General features: G+C 72.3%; 20 protein-coding genes, 2 tRNA genes and 1 riboswitch. Of the genes, 8 read left to right on the forward strand and 14 right to left on the reverse strand.

Annotation, left to right across the window (positions count from 1 at the left end; all coding sequences use genetic code 11):
- Window positions 1-42: 42 nt before the first annotated feature.
- The 6 genes from ITJ48_RS09790 to msrA form a co-directional block, all read right to left on the reverse strand.
- Window positions 43-516 (reverse strand): thioesterase family protein, encoded by a 474-nt coding sequence (locus tag ITJ48_RS09790; protein ID WP_194613540.1) that lies wholly within the window; start codon window positions 514-516, stop codon window positions 43-45.
- Between the two features lies 1 nt (window position 517).
- Window positions 518-2,203, reverse strand: coding sequence for an energy-dependent translational throttle protein EttA (gene ettA, locus ITJ48_RS09795; protein WP_123548364.1), 1,686 nt, complete (start codon window positions 2,201-2,203; stop codon window positions 518-520).
- 27 nt (window positions 2,204-2,230) lie between these two features.
- On the reverse strand, window positions 2,231-2,692 hold the full coding sequence (locus tag ITJ48_RS09800; protein WP_194613541.1) for a hypothetical protein: 462 nt from the start codon (window positions 2,690-2,692) through the stop codon (window positions 2,231-2,233).
- A gap of 84 nt (window positions 2,693-2,776) precedes the next feature.
- A complete protein-coding gene (locus ITJ48_RS09805) occupies window positions 2,777-3,361 on the reverse strand; it encodes a single-stranded DNA-binding protein (RefSeq protein WP_194613542.1) in 585 nt (194 codons plus the stop codon).
- 113 nt (window positions 3,362-3,474) lie between these two features.
- Window positions 3,475-3,726 (reverse strand): methyltransferase, encoded by a 252-nt coding sequence (locus ITJ48_RS09810; RefSeq protein ID WP_194613543.1) that lies wholly within the window; start codon window positions 3,724-3,726, stop codon window positions 3,475-3,477.
- Between the two features lie 63 nt (window positions 3,727-3,789).
- A complete protein-coding gene (msrA, locus tag ITJ48_RS09815; RefSeq protein WP_194613544.1) occupies window positions 3,790-4,317 on the reverse strand; it encodes a peptide-methionine (S)-S-oxide reductase MsrA in 528 nt (175 codons plus the stop codon).
- Window positions 4,318-4,351: 34 nt separating this feature from the next.
- Here msrA and ITJ48_RS09820 point away from each other — a divergent pair, with 34 nt between their 5' ends.
- The 3 genes from ITJ48_RS09820 (at window position 4,352) to ITJ48_RS09830 (ending at window position 6,813) form a co-directional block, all read left to right on the forward strand.
- Window positions 4,352-5,371, forward strand: coding sequence for an aldo/keto reductase (locus tag ITJ48_RS09820; protein ID WP_194613545.1), 1,020 nt, complete (start codon window positions 4,352-4,354; stop codon window positions 5,369-5,371).
- Between the two features lie 140 nt (window positions 5,372-5,511).
- Window positions 5,512-5,820, forward strand: a complete 309-nt coding sequence (locus ITJ48_RS16205) for a hypothetical protein (protein ID WP_228506854.1) — start codon at window positions 5,512-5,514, stop codon at window positions 5,818-5,820.
- A gap of 168 nt (window positions 5,821-5,988) precedes the next feature.
- The gene (locus ITJ48_RS09830; RefSeq protein WP_194613546.1) at window positions 5,989-6,813 is read left to right on the forward strand and encodes a hypothetical protein; all 825 of its coding nucleotides are present in this window, start codon (window positions 5,989-5,991) and stop codon (window positions 6,811-6,813) included.
- A 75-nt stretch (window positions 6,814-6,888) separates the two neighbouring features.
- Here the strand turns inward: ITJ48_RS09830 and ITJ48_RS09835 are convergent.
- The 3 genes from ITJ48_RS09835 to ITJ48_RS09845 form a co-directional block, all read right to left on the reverse strand.
- Window positions 6,889-6,964, reverse strand: a tRNA-Arg gene (locus tag ITJ48_RS09835).
- A 49-nt stretch (window positions 6,965-7,013) separates the two neighbouring features.
- A complete protein-coding gene (locus ITJ48_RS09840; protein WP_194613547.1) occupies window positions 7,014-7,274 on the reverse strand; it encodes a thioredoxin family protein in 261 nt (86 codons plus the stop codon).
- A gap of 84 nt (window positions 7,275-7,358) precedes the next feature.
- Entirely contained in the window at window positions 7,359-7,643 is a 285-nt protein-coding gene (locus tag ITJ48_RS09845; protein WP_194613548.1) for an oligoribonuclease, read from the reverse strand.
- A gap of 129 nt (window positions 7,644-7,772) precedes the next feature.
- Between ITJ48_RS09845 and ITJ48_RS09850 the strand changes: the two genes are divergently transcribed.
- The 5 genes from ITJ48_RS09850 to ITJ48_RS09870 all read left to right on the forward strand — a co-directional run bounded on the left by ITJ48_RS09850 (window position 7,773) and on the right by ITJ48_RS09870 (window position 10,960).
- Window positions 7,773-8,210 carry a MarR family winged helix-turn-helix transcriptional regulator gene (locus ITJ48_RS09850; protein ID WP_192041219.1) on the forward strand — a complete coding sequence of 146 codons (438 nt, stop codon included), beginning with the start codon at window positions 7,773-7,775 and terminating at the stop codon, window positions 8,208-8,210.
- A complete protein-coding gene (locus tag ITJ48_RS09855; RefSeq protein WP_194613549.1) occupies window positions 8,207-9,466 on the forward strand; it encodes an MFS transporter in 1,260 nt (419 codons plus the stop codon). Before ITJ48_RS09850 ends, ITJ48_RS09855 begins: the two co-directional genes overlap by 4 nt.
- 98 nt (window positions 9,467-9,564) lie before the next feature.
- A complete protein-coding gene (orn, locus tag ITJ48_RS09860; RefSeq protein WP_123548205.1) occupies window positions 9,565-10,185 on the forward strand; it encodes an oligoribonuclease in 621 nt (206 codons plus the stop codon).
- 40 nt (window positions 10,186-10,225) lie between these two features.
- A tRNA-His gene (locus tag ITJ48_RS09865) sits at window positions 10,226-10,301 on the forward strand.
- A 377-nt stretch (window positions 10,302-10,678) separates the two neighbouring features.
- Complete coding sequence (locus ITJ48_RS09870) at window positions 10,679-10,960, forward strand: metallopeptidase family protein (RefSeq protein ID WP_192169949.1); 282 nt, start codon at window positions 10,679-10,681, stop codon at window positions 10,958-10,960.
- Here the strand turns inward: ITJ48_RS09870 and ITJ48_RS09875 are convergent.
- The 5 genes from ITJ48_RS09875 to ITJ48_RS09895 all read right to left on the reverse strand — a co-directional run bounded on the left by ITJ48_RS09875 (window position 10,957) and on the right by ITJ48_RS09895 (window position 15,629).
- Entirely contained in the window at window positions 10,957-11,601 is a 645-nt protein-coding gene (locus tag ITJ48_RS09875) for an ATP-binding protein (protein WP_228506856.1), read from the reverse strand. The two genes, ITJ48_RS09870 and ITJ48_RS09875, sit on opposite strands and share 4 nt — an antisense overlap.
- Window positions 11,594-12,388, reverse strand: a complete 795-nt coding sequence (locus ITJ48_RS09880; RefSeq protein WP_194613550.1) for an energy-coupling factor transporter transmembrane protein EcfT — start codon at window positions 12,386-12,388, stop codon at window positions 11,594-11,596. Before ITJ48_RS09880 ends, ITJ48_RS09875 begins: the two co-directional genes overlap by 8 nt.
- Window positions 12,385-13,863 (reverse strand): ABC transporter ATP-binding protein, encoded by a 1,479-nt coding sequence (locus ITJ48_RS09885; RefSeq protein ID WP_370544867.1) that lies wholly within the window; start codon window positions 13,861-13,863, stop codon window positions 12,385-12,387. The genes ITJ48_RS09880 and ITJ48_RS09885 overlap by 4 nt, the downstream gene beginning before the upstream one ends.
- A 19-nt stretch (window positions 13,864-13,882) precedes the next feature.
- A complete protein-coding gene (locus ITJ48_RS09890; protein ID WP_194613551.1) occupies window positions 13,883-14,548 on the reverse strand; it encodes an ECF transporter S component in 666 nt (221 codons plus the stop codon).
- Window positions 14,540-14,650, reverse strand: a riboswitch (TPP riboswitch). It overlaps the preceding gene by 9 nt.
- Before the next feature lie 31 nt (window positions 14,651-14,681).
- Window positions 14,682-15,629: an NAD-dependent epimerase/dehydratase family protein gene (locus tag ITJ48_RS09895; RefSeq protein ID WP_370544868.1), complete on the reverse strand. Its 948-nt coding sequence runs from the start codon at window positions 15,627-15,629 to the stop codon at window positions 14,682-14,684.
- Window positions 15,630-15,669 lie beyond the last annotated feature (40 nt).

Genomic DNA, 15,669 nt, shown 5'->3' on the forward strand with positions numbered 1-15,669 from the left:
CGAGCGGGGCTGACGGCAACGATTAGAGGCTCACGGCCCGGATCAGCGACGACGGAACGTCAGCGGCTCCTCGACGAACGGCGTCCAGGCGGCGCGCTCGTCGTCGGTGATGCGTCGCGGCGTGCCCGACGCCGTGTCGACAAGCACGATCGAGGTCGACGCCTTCGTGTAGAGCACGGCAGGCTCGACCGCCGCGGGCGACCAGACCTCGTAGCAGACCTCGAGGCTGGCGCCCCCGAGACGGCCGATCCAGATCTGCACGTCGAGGGGCGCACGGAGGTACGGCACCGGCACCAGGTACTCGAGCTCCTGTCGTGCGATGAGGGTCATCGTGGCGGCGTCCGGCCTGCCGTCGAGCACGGCGGCGCCCGACGTCTCGCCGACCGTGCCGTCCGAGACCCAGAACGCATCGATGCGCGCCTCCTCGAGGAGGCGCAGCATCGACGCGTTGTTCACGTGCCGGTAGGCGTCCAGGTCGCTCCAGCGGACCCGGGTCGGCACGTGCAGGCGGGTCATCTCAGTCGCGCGTCAGCTTGCGGTACGTGGCGGAGCTGGGCTTCGCCGCGTCGGCGCCGAGACGCTCGATCTTGTTCTCCTCGTAGGACTCGAAGTTGCCCTCGAACCAGTACCAGTTGGGGGTGCCGTCGTCGTTCAGGCCCTCCCACGAGAGGATGTGCGTCGCGATCCGGTCGAGGAACCACCGGTCGTGGGTGATGACCACGGCGCAGCCGGGGAACTCGAGCAGAGCGTTCTCGAGGCTGCCCAGGGTCTCGACGTCGAGGTCGTTGGTGGGCTCGTCGAGCAGGAGGAGGTTGCCGCCCTGCTTGAGGGTCAGGGCCAGGTTGAGGCGGTTGCGCTCACCGCCCGAGAGCACCCCGGCCTTCTTCTGCTGGTCAGGGCCCTTGAAGCCGAACTGCGAGACGTAGGCCCGCGAGGGGATCTCCGTCTTGCCGACCGTGATGTAGTCGTGGCCCTCGGACACGACCTCCCACAGGTTCTTGTTCGCGTCGATGCCGCCGCGGCTCTGGTCGACGTACGAGATGTCGACCGTCTCGCCGACCCGCAGGTCGCCGCCGTCGAGGGGCTCGAGGCCCACGATCGTCTTGAAGAGCGTGGTCTTGCCGACGCCGTTCGGGCCGATGACGCCGACGATGCCGTTGCGGGGCAGCGTGAACGTGAGGTCGTCGATCAGCACGCGCTCGCCGAACTGCTTGCGGAGCTTCTTCGCGTCGATGACCTGCGAGCCGAGACGCGGCCCGACGGGGATCACGATCTCCTCGAAGTCGAGGACCCTCGTGCGCTCGGCCTCGGTCGCCATCTCCTCGTAGCGGGCGAGACGTGCCTTCGACTTGGCCTGGCGGCCCTTGGCGTTGCTGCGCACCCACTCGAGCTCGGACGAGAGGCGCTTGGCGAGCTTCGCGTCCTTCTTGCCCTGCACCTGGAGGCGCTCGCCCTTCTTCTCGAGGTAGGTCGAGTAGTTGCCCTCGTAGGGGTAGAGGCGACCGCGGTCGACCTCGGCGATCCACTCGGCAACGTGGTCGAGGAAGTACCGGTCGTGCGTCACGGCGAGGACGGCGCCGGGGTACTTGCTGAGGTGCTGCTCGAGCCAGAGCACGCTCTCGGCGTCGAGGTGGTTGGTGGGCTCGTCGAGGAGCAGCAGGTCGGGCTTCTGCAGCAGCAGCTTGCAGAGCGCGACGCGGCGCTTCTCGCCGCCCGAGAGGTTCGCGACCTCGGCGTCGCCCGGGGGCGTCCGAAGGGCCGACATGGCCTGCTCGAGCTGGGAGTCGAGATCCCACGCGTCGGCCGCGTCGATCTCCTCCTGCAGGGTGCCCATCTCGGCGAGCAGCGCGTCGAAGTCGGCGTCGGGCTCGGCCATCGCGGCCGACACCTCGTTGAAGCGGTCGAGCTTCTGCTTGATCGGGCCGACGCCCTCCTGCACGTTCTCGAGGACGCTCTTCGTCTCGTCGAGCTCGGGCTCCTGCATGAGGATGCCGACGGTGTAGCCGGGCGAGAGCTTGGCCTCGCCGTTGCTGGGGGTGTCGAGCCCGGCCATGATCTTGAGGATCGTGGACTTGCCGGCACCGTTGGGGCCGACGACGCCGATCTTGGCGCCGGGGATGAACGACATGGTCACGTCGTCGAGGATCAGCTTGTCGCCGACCGCCTTGCGGGCACGGACCATGGAGTAGATGTATTCGGCCATGCCCACCAGTCTATCGGTGGGGCGCCGTCACCAGTCGATCGTGCGGGTGGTGCCGACCAGGCACGACCCGGTGCCGAGGACGGGCGCGACCTCGCTGGCGAACCCGGTCGCCCCGGTCTGGCCCACGAGGCAGTCGCTGCCCCAGAGCACCGAGAACTGCACGGTGTCGGCCGCGCGCCCGATCGACGTCGAGTCCGGGGTCACCTGCATGGCCGCCTTGTCGAAGCCCGCCGCCGTGAGCGTGTCGACGATCGTGCGGCCGTCGCCCGCTCCGCCGCCGTCGAGGTGGCGCGACACCGTCGTGTCGAAGAACGCCTTCGCCTCGTCGGTCGTCGAGTCGGCCGTGAGCGTCGGCTCGGGCGCGGGCGTCGCGCCGTCCGTGGTCGGCACCGGGCTCGGGGCGGTCTCGCCCGACGTGCAGCCGGCGAGCGCGACGGCGACGAGCACGACGGCGCCCGCACGCAGGGCGACGAGTGGGAGACGGGTCACGGGGGGCCTTCCTCGGCGGGCCCGGTCAGGGCCGTGACGATCCTACGACGTGGGCCGGGGTCGGATGCCGACGCCCTCGGCGGGTCAGAAGGGCGGCGTGCCCACCCGGTCGACGACGTCGACGGGTTCGTGGCGGGCAGTGTCCCCGGCGGTGCCGACCGCCGAGGGGGCCTGCTCGTCCGGGGCAGGGCCGCCGTCCGTGGCCCATCCGCCGGACGAGGAGGCGGGCGTCTCGGCATCGGGAGCGGTCGCGGCGTCGCCCGCCGCGCCTCCTGCGGTCGCCTCGGACGCGCCCGTGGGCGCCGCCGCAGCCGACGTCGAGCGGACGAACGCCGAGCGGCCCCAGCGCAGGTCGTGACCGATCGCGTCGGCGTCGACCTCGACGGTCGTGCCCGACTTGTCGCCGGCCTCCCACGCACGGACACGGAGGCGGCCGAGGACGACGACCCGCTCGCCCTTGTGGAGGCTCTGCCCCGCGTTGGCGCCGAGCGACCGGAAGGCGGTGACGGTGTACCAGTTCGTGTCGCCGTCGACCCACTCGTCCTTGACGCGGTCGAAGCGCCGGTGGGTCGAGGCGAGCCGGAAGCTGGCGATGTCGAGGCTGGCCTCGGTGGTGACGACGCGAGGGTCGGTGGCGATGATCCCGGTGAGGGTGATGGTGTCTGTCATGCGGGGAGTCTCACGGGACCGGGCCGGTGCGCGGGCGGGCACCTCGCCTCCTTGTGGAGGGGGTGCCCGGCCCGTCGCGACGGGGAGGGACGAGGGGTGTCGCCCCGAGGAGTTCAGTGCTCGTGGAACTCCGGGTACTCGGCGCCCGGGCCGAGGGCCGCGAAGAGCGCGCTCTTGGCCACCGCCAGGGTCGGGTACTCGCCGCTCTGCTCGGGCCGGCCGACGAGACGGACGACGAACCCGTCGCCCGTGCGCCCGATCGACCCGACCGTCCCCGCCGGGCCGACGGCGACCCAGGTCTGGCCTGCGGACTCCGCGGCGTCGGTCGTGCTGGTCGTGCTGGTCGTGCTGGTCTGGTCGCTCATCGTCGAGCACCGTCCTCTCTGCAGTGGATCATCGAGTGCGCCGCGCAGCTGCGCGGCGCACGCTCAGGTCGCGAGCACCCACCTCGCGAAGCTCTTGCGCACCTTCGTCACCTTGGGCAGGGCGACCGCGGTGCAGTAGCCCTGGCCCGGGTTCCCCGCGAAGAAGTCCTGGTGCTCGGGCTCGGCCTCGGTCCACGGGCCGAGTCGCTCGATCGTCGTGACGACGCCTCCGCCCCACGTCTCGGCGGCCCGGTCGCGGGCCGTCTCGAACAGCTCGACCTGCTCGTCGTCGGCCGCGAACATCGCCGACCGGTACTGCGTGCCGACGTCGGCGCCCTGCCGGTCGAGCTGCCGCGGGTCGTGCAGCGTGAAGAAGACGTCGAGCACGACGTCGGCCGGGAGCACCCCGGGATCGAACGTCACCGCGACCGCCTCGGCGTGCCCGGTCGTCCCCGTGCAGACGTCGTCGTACGAGGGGTGCGCCGTCCCGCCGCCGGTGTAGCCGGACACGACCGCCGAGACGCCGTCGAGGGTGCGGAACACCGCGTCGAGGCACCAGAAGCAGCCGCCGGCGAGCACGAACGTGGTCATGTCGGCGAGGGTACTCCCGCCCTAGGCTGACGACATGAGATCACCCTTCACTCCCTACGTCGCCGACGACGAGCGGTACTCGAAGCTGGACTACGTCCGCACCGGGCGCAGCGGCCTCAAGCTGCCCCGCATCTCCCTCGGCCTCTGGAACAACTTCGGCACCGACCGCGCCCTCGAGACGCAGCGCGACATCGTGCTGCGCGCCTTCGACCGCGGCGTCACCCACTTCGACCTCGCGAACAACTACGGACCGCCCTACGGCTCGGCGGAGGAGCAGTTCGGCCGCATCCACGCGGCGAACCTCGTCCCCTACCGCGACGAGCTCGTGATCTCCACGAAGGCCGGCTACGACATGCGACCCGGGCCCTACGGCGACGGCGGCTCGCGCAAGTACCTGCTCAACTCGCTCGAGGCCAGCCTCGAGCGCACCGGCCTCGACTACGTCGACGTCTTCTACTCGCACCGGCCCGACCCCGAGACCCCGATCGAGGAGACGATGGGTGCCCTCGCCACGGCCGTGCACCAGGGCAAGGCGCTCTACGCGGGCATCTCGAACTACGGCCCGGAGCAGACCCAGGCCGCGATCGACGCCCTCGCCGACGAGGGCGTGCCGCTGCTCATCCACCAGCCGCGCTACAACATGTTCGACCGCGCTCCCGAGCGGGGGCTCTTCGACACCCTGCTCGAGAACGGCGTCGGCTCGATCGTCTTCTCGCCGCTCGCCGGCGGCCTGCTGACGAACAGGTACCTCTCGGGCAAGGCCCCGGCCGGGTCGCGCGCCGCCGAGGGCCGCTGGTTCACCGAGGACGCCCTCGACGAGACCTACCTCGAGCGCGTGCGCGGCCTGAACGAGATCGCGGAGGCGCGTGGCCAGTCCCTCGCCCAGCTCGCCCTGACCTGGGTGCTGAGGCAGCCCGCCGTGACGAGCGCGCTCATCGGCGCGTCGTCGGTCGCGCAGCTCGACGACAGCCTCGACGCCCTGAACGGTGCGGCGCTGAGCGACGACGAGATCGCCGCGATCGAGCCGTTCGCGGTGGACGGCACCGACCGCTGAGACGCGGGGTCCTCCCGAGCCGCACCGTCACGCCGCCCGCTCCCCCCGAGGGAGCGGGCGGCGTCGTCGATGTCGGTGGTCGTCCGTACCGTTGAGCTCGTCCTCGACAGCATCGGCCGGATGACCTCCAGGAGCACCACGTGACCCTCACGAGCACCACGATCCTCAGCCCCGACGCCACCCGCGCCGCCACGACGGCACCCGCCGAGCCCCCGACGCGCGAGGCCCTCACCGAGACCCGAGGCGGCCTCCGCCTGGTGCAGGTCCGCGACGACCTCGCTCGGGTCACCCGGGCCGGGGGCGAGGTGCTCGGCTACGTCGAGCGACTCGACGACCCGCTCGGTGACCGCTGGCGCGCCAAGCGCTTCGTCGCCCGCGAGCGTCGGTTCGTCGAGATCGGCGAGTTCTGGAGCCGGTCCGACGCGACGGACTGCTTCCGCTTCGCCTGAGCACGCTGGTGGCGCGCGGGCGGGGTCGTCGACTTGCCCCGGAATGTCGGGTGCAGTGGCCCCGAGCGACGTTCGCGAGCAACTCGATCCTCGGTCGCATGCGACACGCTCAGCGGCCCTCTCGCCCGTGCCCACTCGACCTTCGACCTCAGCTGTAGAGTTCGCCGCATGCAGTGGTGGAACAGCTTCGTGGAGTGGGCGTCGTCGGACGCCGGGTGGCGCATCGTCAGCGGGGCCGTCGTGCCCTTCGTGGCGATCGTCCTGGCGGGCGTGGTCGCCGCCCTGATCGGCCGTGCGGCCATGCGCCGTGTGGTCGCGATGCACGACGACGAGGCGAAGGCCACGGCGGTCGCCGGCATCGTCTCGGCCGCGCGCAAGGCGGCGATCTGGAGCTCGCTCGGACCGGAGGAGCGTGCCTACGCCGACCACCTCGCCCAGGAGAGCGAGGTGCGGCTCCGCCTGTTGCCGGTCTCCGGAGCCGGCACCGCGGCCAGCTGGGCCGAGCACGAGATCGCGGAGCTCAAGCGGAACTCCGCCAGCTTCAGCTACGACTCCGGGCACGCCCTCGACGAGCTGCGCGACCGACTGATCGAGTGGCAGAACAAGCCCGGCCGTGCGAAGAAGCTCTTCCGGGCCGACCTCGAGCGGTGGAGCTACGAGGAGGCGGACGTCGACAAGGGCCTCGACGCACGTCAGAAGGCCTGGGACGCCGAGCAGGCGGCCACGGCGTCGCGCGAGGCACGACCGACCACGTCGGCGCAGCCCGTGCAGACGGGTGCGCCGGCCTACGAGCAGTGGCGTGCGCCGGTCTCCCCCGCGACGCGTCCCGCCGACGAGCCGACCCCGGCTCGCGAGACCTCGTCCGAGACACGCACCACGGTGGTCGCGACCCAGTCGCCCGACGACGACACGGACTCCGACCCGGACACGACGTCTTATGGCCAGCAGGTCAGCGCCCAGGACGTCCGTCGTCGGACGACGCCCGACGCCTGACCTTCACGTCAGGGTGCCCTCGGCAGGAATCGAACCTGCGACCGGGAGATGAGAAGCACCACGTGGATCACATCATGGTGCCCTCGGCAGGAATCGAACCTGCGACCAAGAGATTAGAAGGCTCCTGCTCTATCCGCTGAGCTACGAGGGCGTGCCCCCACGATAGCGCGTGGGTCCGGTCCGCCCGGGCGGCGACGCCGTCAGACGGCGAGGGCCAGCGCGCTCAGCACCTGGTCGAGGCGAGGTGCACCCGCCGCGCGGAACACCTCGGTGCCGTCGTCGGTCAGCACGACCATGGTCGGCGTGCTCCTGATGCCCCGCGCCTCGGCCTGGTCGGCACGGGCGGCGACGTCCGCCTCGTCGACCACGAGGGCAGGGACGAGGGCCTGAGCCTCGGCCACGACGGCGCGGGCCGCGTGGCAGGGAGCACAGAAAGCGGACGTGTACAGCTCGAGCTTCATGGCCGGGACAACGAGGAGGCGCGAGGGAATGTTCCCCGCGCCTCCTCGTGTCGCGTCGACTCCCTGCGGAGCCGACGACCTGCCTCAGTTGTCGAGGTCGTCGTTGCGGTCCTCGGGGTCCTCGACCGGGTCGCTGTCCTTGACGTCGAGCGAGTAGTGGACCTGCAGCTGCTCGCCGACCATCTTCGCCTCGCCGGCCGTGTAGACGAAGCCCGTCTCGAGGCCGTCGATCAGGACGTAGTCGACGATCTCCTCGTCGTAGGAGCCGTTGGTGCTGATGCGCGTGTCTGTCCGGCCGTCGCTCGGGCCGCCCTCGAAGAAGACGACGTACTCGGATCCCTCGGCCACGGTGGGCTTGCTGTCTGTCATGGAGCCGTTCTACCAGGAGGCACCGATCCCGCGCCCAGCTTGGGTGCGCCTCCCCCGGGATCCGCCCGTCCACGGTCGCGAGACCCATTCACATTGCCAAGCTATATAGGTTGGCTATACACTTGCCGGATGACTTCACAGCCGACCGACATCCTGGAGAACCTCCTGACGTCGACCCATCGCCTGACGCGGATCGCCGCGCAGGAGACCGGCCGCACGACCTCGCCCGCCGTCTGGCGCACGCTCTCGATCCTCACGACCGACGGCTCGATGCGCGTCGGCGACCTCGCCCGGACGAGCCGCGTCAGCCAGCCGACGATGACCAAGCTCATCCACGGCCTGGCCGACGACGAGCTCGTCCGCCGCATCGCCGACGTCGACGACTCCCGCGCCTGGCTCATCGCCATCACCCCCAAGGGCACGGAGGCGCTGGCCGAGTGGAAGGGCCAGCTCGCGACCGCGCTCGGCCACCTCTTCGACGACCTCGACGACGACGAGTGGCGCGTGCTCGACCACGCCGCCCAGCTGCTGAGCACCCGCGTCGCGTCCGAGGCGGTGTCCGCATGAGCGCCGCGACCCACGGCACGGCCGCGAGCACCGGCACCGCGAAGCCGAGCATCCTCAAGCAGCCCACGGCCGTCTGGGCGATCGCGTTCGCCTGTGTCGTCGCCTTCATGGGCATCGGCCTCGTCGACCCGATCCTCCCCGCCATCGCCGAGTCGCTGAAGGCGACCCCGACGCAGACCGAGCTGCTCTTCACCAGCTACCTGGCGGTCACCGGCATCGCGATGTTCTTCACCAGCTGGGTCTCGAGCCGCCTCGGCGCCAAGAAGACCCTCATGATCGGCCTCGCCCTGATCGTCGTCTTCGCCGTGCTCGCCGCGACGAGCGGCGACGTGTGGGAGGTCATCGGCTTCCGCGCGGGCTGGGGCCTCGGCAACGCCCTGTTCATCTCGACCGCCCTCGCGACGATCGTGGGCGCCGCCTCCGGGGGCACCGCCTCCGCCATCATCCTGTACGAGGCCGCCCTCGGCCTCGGCATCGCGATCGGTCCCCTCATCGGCGGCCTGCTGGGCTCCGTGAGCTGGCGCGGACCGTTCTTCGGCGTGACCGTGCTGATGGCGATCGCGTTCATCGCCATCGCGGTCTTCCTCAAGGGCGGCGCGATCGAGAAGCCGACGCCCACGAGGCTGTCGGCGCCGTTCCGCGCCCTGGCCGTGCCGGCCCTCGGCACCCTCGCGGCGACCGCGTTCTTCTACAACATCGGCTTCTTCGTCCTGCTGGCGTACACCCCGTACCCGCTCGGCTTCGGCGCCATGGGCATCGGCCTCACCTTCTTCGGCTGGGGCGTCGGCCTCGCGATCACCTCCGTGTGGGTCGCCCCGCTGCTGACCGCCCGGATGAAGCGGACGACGGTGCTCCGCATCGCCCTCCCCCTGCTCACGCTCGACCTGCTCGCGGCGGCGCTGTTCGTCGGGACGCCCGCGGCCCTCGTCACCTGCGTCGTCGTCGGCGGCCTCGTGCTGGGCGTGCTCAACACCGTCCTCACCGAGAGCGTGATGGAGGCGACCGACCTGCCCCGCTCGGTGGCGTCGAGCGCGTACTCGGCCGTGCGGTTCATCGGCGGCGCGATCGCCCCGCCCGTGGCCACGCTCCTCGCCGACAGCATCGCGCCGAGCGCCGCCTACGTCTTCGCCGCCGCGAGCGTCGCTGTCGGCCTCGTGATCATCCTCGCCGGGCGTCGCGCCCTGCGCCGCGTCGACGACGGCCCCGAGTCGACCCGCGTCGAGGCCGAGGCGATCTCGGCCGGCGAGGTCTCGTAGCCGCGACCCGCGCGCCCGGCCCGGCCCGCGCCTCCTCCGCCCACCAGGCGAGGAGGCGCGGGCCGGGCCGTGTCGGAGCCCCGGACTAGAGTGGCGGCATGGCTACGACGAACGACCGACTGGTGTGGATCGACTGCGAGATGACGGGCCTCGACATCGCCGTCGACGAGCTGGTCGAGGTGGCCGTCGTCGTCACCGACTTCGACCTCGTGCCCGTGCACCCCGGCTTCACCATCGTCATCAAGCCCGACCAGTCGGCCCTCGACAACATGGGCGACTTCGTGACCGAGATGCACACGACCTCCGGGCTGATCGACGAGATCCCGAACGGCGCCAGCCTCGCCGAGGCCGAGTACGAGGTGCTCGAGTACATCCTGAAGTACGTCCCGACCGAGCAGCACGCGCCCCTGGCCGGCAACACGATCGGCACCGACCGCGCGTTCCTCGCCAAGTACATGCCCCGCGTCGACGGCCACCTGCACTACCGCAGCGTCGACGTCTCCTCCATCAAAGAACTGGCACGCCGCTGGTTCCCCCGCGTCTACTTCAACGCGCCGCAGAAGCACGGCGGCCACCGCGCCCTCGCCGACATCCTCGAGTCCATTCGCGAGCTCGAGTACTACCGCCGCGCCGGCTTCGTCGCCGACCCCGGCCCCACCACCGACGACGTCCAGGCGATCTCGAAGGCCGTCGTGGACGAATGGGCGCCCCGGCTGTAGTAGAGTCTTCTCGTTGCGATCGCTCCGGCAGTCGCGCATGGTGGGTATAGCTCAGCTGGTAGAGCGCCTGGTTGTGGTCTAGGAGGCCGCGGGTTCAAGCCCCGTTACTCACCCCAATGGAAAGGCCCTGCCCTACTCGGCAGGGCCTTTTTGGGGTTCCGTGCCTTCTTGTCTTCGACGCGTTCCGCGTCGAAGACGTCGTGGATGGCCGAGCACGCGCATCGGCGAAGAGCAACTTCGCTTCGCTCGTTGCCGCTGGCACGAGAAGCTGCTCGAAAGCGATGACGCGACGCGATGTTCCGGGCCGGTTCGTCGCTCCCGCGTGGGGACCCGGCGACCGCCGGCGGCAGTCAGGGGGGTGTGGGACGCTGGGGCGGTGGACGACCAGAGAGCTGACGGCGCGGCGGCAGCGGCAGGCATCGACCCGGCGACGCTGAGCCTCGCGCGGTTCGACGAGCTGGTCGTGGCCGAGCTCGACGAGCTGCCCGACGACATGGTCGACGGCCTCGACAACGTCGTCTTCGTCACCGACGACCGCCCCGAGGACGGCTCCCTCGACCTCCTCGGCCTCTACGACGGCGTCGCCCTCACCGAGCGCGGCACCTACGGCTTCGGCGAACTGCCCGACCGGATCATCCTCTACCGCGAGCCGCACCTCGCCGTCGTCGACACCGAGGACGAGCTCCGCGACGAGATCCACGTCACGCTCGTGCACGAGATCGCGCACTTCTACGGCATCGACGACGCACAGCTGCACGAGCTCGGCTGGGCCTAGCCCGCCGAGCCGCCGACGGGGTCGCCGACCGAGCCGTCGACCGAATCGCCGCGCCCGACGTCCACGACGACGTCGGCGAGGCCCCGCGGGCCGTCCGCCGCGAGGTGCCGCTCCTCCTGCTCGGCCCACACGCCCCACCACGGCTCGTAGGTCGCGCCGTCGCGCCGCAGCGCCCGGGCCCGCCGCGTCTCGTCGTCGAGCTCCAGCCAGACGCGCAGCGTCGCCAGGGCCGAGGAGGCGCGGGTCAGCGCCCCGGCGCCCTCGACGACCAGCGACACGGCCGGGTCGAGCGTCCGGCGCTCCCCCGGCACGCCGGCCTGCCAGTCCCACGTGGTCCACCCCGGGTCCGCCGCCGCGAGGATCGACGACTCGACCGCCCGCGAGGCCTCCTCGAGCCCGTGCCAGCCCGGGTACACGTCGTCGAGGTGGACGAGCTGCACCGGTCCGAGCCGGTCGACCGGCCACGCATCGACCAGGTGACGAGCCAACGTGGTCTTGCCCGAGCCGGAGCGGCCGTCGATCAGCAGCACGACGCGGTCCTGGCCGACCCGCGCCTCCTGCGCCCTCGTCAGCAGGTCGACGACGACACGACGCGCGTCGGCGTCGGGCCGGCCCACGTCGGCCGTCCCCTCCTCAGGCAAGGACGAACTCCCACGTCCTCGCGAGCACGGCCGCGGTGACGGCCGCCGCCGCGACGAGCACGCCGATCACGATCATCACGGCGTCGCGGAGCCCCACGGTCGACGGCCGGGCCCAGGTGCGCTCCGTGTCCGAGCCGAAGCCCTTCGCCTCCATCGCCGTCGCGAGCTTGCTTCCGCGACGCACCGACAGGACGAGCAGCGCGAACGCCTGCCCGGCGAGGCGGCGTGCGGCGGCGACCGGGCCCCGCGCGTCGGCGACGCCGCGCGCCCGACGGGCGAGGGCGAGCTGGCGCCAGTCGTCCGCGAAGAGCCCCGCCAGCCGGAGGCCCGCGAGGCCGCCGAGGACGAAGCGCGCCGGCAGCCGCAGCACCTGCGCGAGACCGTCGGCGAGGTCGGTGGGGTCGGTCGTCGCGAGCAGGACGATGCCGGGGATGCCGACCGCGAGGATGCGCAGCCCGATGGCGAAGGCCAACGAGACGGACCCCTCCGTCACGCTGATCCACCAGAACTGCAGCAGCACGGCGCCGTCGTCGCGACCGTAGAGCACCGTGACGACGACCGACATGGGCGCGGCGATCCAGAGCGGCGCGGTCCGCCGCAGCAGCTGCCTCGCCGAGAGCCCCGCCCACGGCAACAGCAGCAGCTCGAGACCGAGCGCCACGCCCGCCGACACCCAGTCGATCGAGAGCAGCAGCACCACCGACACGACGAGCGCGGCGAGCAGCTTCGCGACGGGGTTGACCCGCCCGACGACGCGGTCGGTCTCGACCGCCTCCAGCAGGCTCATCGCGCCTGCCCCACGACGGCGGGCCGCTCGAGGACGACCTCCTCGTCGGCCAGCGCGGCGACGAACTCGGCGTCGTGCGTGACCGCGACGACGCTGCGGCCCTCGTCGACGAGGGCCGCCAGGAGCGCGACCAGCTCGCGCCAGGTGCGCGCGTCCTGCCCGAAGGTGGGCTCGTCGAGCACGAGGAGGCGCGGCCGCGAGGCGAGGACGGTCGCCACCGACAGGCGCCGCTTCTCGCCCCCTGACAGCGTGAACGGGTTCGCGCCGGCGAGGTGGTCGAGCCGGAGGCGGGCCAGCAGCTCGTCGACGCGCTCGGCCACCTGCGCGGCCGGCTCGCCGAGCGCCTCCGGCCCGACCGCCAGCTCGCGACGCACGGTGGGGGTGAGGAACTGGTGCTCCGGGTCCTGGAACACCGTGCCGACCCGGGTGAGCAGCTCGCGCGAGCGCCACCGCACGGGCACGGTGCCGGCACCGGCGGCGAGCTCGGCCGTGGCACGCAGCTCGCCCGAGACCGGGGCGAGCAGGCCGGCGAGCGTCAGGGCGAGCGTCGACTTGCCCGCGCCGTTGGGGCCGGTCACGGCCAGCGTGCGGGCGTCGTGCACCACGAGGTCGATGTCGGAGGCGACGGAGCGGCCGCGCGGGCCGCGGTGGCCCACCGCCAGACCGGCGGCCTCGAGAAGCGGTCCCCGCGAGGAGGCGCGACGCCGGACGGGCGGCTCCGGCACGACCCCGGGGACCCACACCCCCGCCTCCGTGAGCCGTGCGCGCTGCCGGTCGAGCACCTCCTCGGGGGCGCCGTCGGCGAGGACTCCCCCGCCCGCCGCGAGCACGACGACGCGGTCGACGACGGGCAGCCAGACCGAGACGCGGTGCTCGACGACGACGAGCGTCGCGCCGGTGCGCTCGGCCACCCGGGCGACGGCGTCGCGCACCTCGACGACGCCCTCGGGGTCGAGGTTCGCCGTCGGCTCGTCGAGCAGGACGAGCCCGGGTCGCATCGCGAGGGCGCCGGCGAGCGCGAGGCGCTGCTTCTGCCCGCCGCTCAGCTGGGCGGTCGGCCACGAGCGCGGCAGATCGAGCCCGACGGCGTCGAGGGCGTCGTCGACGCGGCGCCACGTCTCGTCGCGCGGCACGCCGATGTTCTCGCAGCCGAAGGCCACGTCGTCGCCGACGCGGGCGAGGACGACCTGCGAGTCGGGATCCTGCAGCACCAGCCCGACGCGCCCGCGCTGCTCGGCCGGGGGCCGCCCGTCGACGAGCAGCTCGCCGCGGGCGTCGCCCTCGTCGTCCCCGCCCAGCACGCCCGCGAGCCCGGCGAGCAAGGTCGACTTGCCGGCCCCGGAGGCGCCGAGCAGCAGCACGCGCTCGCCCGGCTCGACGACGAGGTCGAGCTCGGACACGGCCGGGAGGATCCGGCCGGCGTGCCGCCACCCCCAGCCGCGGGCGTCGACCCGGGCGCCGGAAGTGGCGGTCACGTCGTCGAGGACGCGATGCTCAGACGCGTGCCTCGGCCGAGCGGCCGGAGGCGAAGCGGCTGAGCGCGCCGGTGCGGGCGAGCCCCCGGGCGGCGAGCCAGGAGAGCAGACCGGCCAGGACGACGCCGGAGACGACGGCGCTGATGCCGTAGACGACCTTGAACTCGAGCGCGGTCGCGGCGATCGACGAGAACGAGGTGTCGAGCAAGGCTACCGCGACGCCCGCGCCGGCCCCGGCGAGGAGGGCGACGTGGAGGCGGAAGGACGAGTAGAGGAACGCCGCGAAGACGAGCTCGGCGCCGAGGCCCTCGACGACGCCCCAGATCAGCGTGGAGAAGCCCCACTGCGTGCCGATCAGCATCGACACCACGGCGGCCATCACCTCGGTGTAGACCGCGGCGCCGGGCTTGCGGATGATCAGCCCGCCGAGCACGCCGGCGAAGAGCCAGCCGCCCGAGAGCAGGCCCGAGAGGCCGGGCGTGAAGGCCAGCAGGTTGCTGAGCGGCTCCCACGCGAGGCCCCAGGCCCAGAAGACGACGCCGCAGGCGACGCCGATGACGCTGGCGACGACGATGTCGACGACACGCCAGCGGCGCGACGGCCTCGGCGACTTCTGCGACCCCGAGGCTGTGGGACGATCCTGGCGATCGGGCTGGGCCTCGTTCGCGGACACGGAAACAGACATGTTCTCTCCTCCCTGCGCTGGCATGATCCAGATCAGGTTCGACGGTCGAAGCGTGGATCGCTTCCTCTCAGCCCGGATCACCGGACTCCCGTGTGTGTGCCGCCGATCATAGCGCCGCTGCGGCCCGGCCGCGTCAGGCGAGCGTGAGCTGGCCGTCGGCGCGCAGCCACTCGAGGCCCTCGACGATCGCCTCGACGCTCGTGTAGCGCGGCGCGTAGCCGAGCAGCCGCCGCGCCTTGTCGATGCTCATCGAGTGGCTGCGCGACAGGTGCTCCCACGACGCGTCGGCCGACTCGGGACTGCGCTGCGCTCGGAAGTCGTCGAACGACGCGACCGTGAGGTGCGCCTCCTGCCCGAAGGTCCTCGCGACCTGCTCGGCGAGGCCGCGCAGGGTCACGGCGCGCTCGCTGACGACGTGGAACGACTCCCCCACGGCCTGCGCCGGACGCTCGACGGCCCGCTGGAACGCCTGCGCGACGTCGTCGGCGTGCACGTGGTGGACGGTCTCGAGCCCGAGCCCCGGCATGACGACCTCGCGTCCCGCGGCGAGCGCCTCCCACACGTCGAGGTCGAGGTTGCCGACGGCGTTGATCATCGGCCAGCCGGGCCCGGTGATGTGGCCGGGGTGCAGCACGGCGCTCGGCACGCCGCCGGGCCGTCGCGACTCGGCGAGCAGCAGGCGCTCGATCTCGGCCTTCTGCGTGCCGTACTCGCCGACCGGCGTGCGCCGCGCCTCCTCGGTCACCGGCACCTCCGCCGACGGACCGTGCACCCAGATGGTGCCGCAGTGCAGCAGCACCGTGCCGCTGCCGCGCAGCGCGTCGACGAGCGAGAGGGCGGAGGCGGGCGTGAAGCAGATCAGGTCGACGACGACGTCCGCGTGCAGGTCGGCGATCGCCCGGCCGAACGAGCCGTCGGCGTCGCCGGCCTCGCGGTCGAGCTGCACCCGCTCGACGCTCGCCCAGGCGGCGTGCTCGCGGTAGGGCGCCGAGGCGCCGCGCGACACGGCGACGACGTCGTGCCCGGCGAGCACGAGCCGCGGCACGAGGTAGCCCCCGACGTGCCCGGTCGCGCCGATCACGACGACCCTCACGACGAGGCCCCGACGAGGAGGCGCGGGC

The sequence above is a fragment of the Frigoribacterium sp. VKM Ac-2530 genome, assembly GCF_015350835.1.
GTDB lineage: Bacteria > Actinomycetota > Actinomycetes > Actinomycetales > Microbacteriaceae > Frigoribacterium.